This window comes from Sphingomonas sp. S-NIH.Pt3_0716, assembly GCF_003950715.1.
Taxonomy (GTDB): Bacteria; Pseudomonadota; Alphaproteobacteria; order Sphingomonadales; family Sphingomonadaceae; genus Sphingobium; species Sphingobium yanoikuyae_A.
In genome coordinates, this window is sequence record NZ_QLJK01000133.1 from 1 (window position 1) to 601 (window position 601).

Sequence of the window (601 nt, forward strand, 5' to 3'; positions counted from 1 at the left end):
TTGCGGAAACACCAAAAACCAAACCATGTCGCCACGGCATCGATTAAAAAACCCATTCACAATGTCAAAGAGGCTCGCTTGTGCGAGCCATATCACCAGCCTTGGCTGGTAAACCGCTATCTTCATCCCTGGAAATCTTGGGTGCGCTACATTTGATCGGCGCTCCAACGAACCGAAGGTTCGCAAGGCCGAACGGCCGTCGCCGCTTATGCGGCGGACCTAATCAAATGGTGGAACTTATCGGGATCGAACCGATGACCTGATGCTTGCAAAGCAACCGCTCTCCCAGCTGAGCTAAAGCCCCCAACCAAATGGTGGGCCGGGGAGGAGTTGAACCTCCGACCTCACGCTTATCAGGCGTGCGCTCTAACCACCTGAGCTACCGGCCCGGTGCCTATCAGGCTGCTTTTTACAGCAGCGCGAGGCGCTCGAAAGCCTGCCAGGCAGATGCATGTCTTGCGACACGCATTTTCCAGTGATGAAGGGACATGAGGACGGCGGCTATGTTCTTTGGAAATGACGAAGCTCTTTCAGCTTCTAGAGCTGACGCTTTCGTCACGATCCTTAGAAAGGAGGTGATCCAGCCGCAGGTTCCCCTACG

The 601-nt window shown here is 54.9% G+C and carries 1 protein-coding gene and 2 tRNA genes; all 3 read right to left on the minus strand.

Annotated elements, in window-relative coordinates; translation table 11 throughout:
- Positions 1–228: 228 nt before the first annotated feature.
- Positions 229–304 (minus strand) — tRNA-Ala (locus BRX37_RS26445).
- An 8-nt stretch (positions 305–312) separates the two neighbouring features.
- Positions 313–389, minus strand: a tRNA-Ile gene (locus tag BRX37_RS26450).
- Positions 390–409: 20 nt separating this feature from the next.
- Positions 410–601: hypothetical protein (locus BRX37_RS27180; RefSeq protein ID WP_206434242.1), on the minus strand; the 192-nt coding region annotated here is incomplete at its 5' end.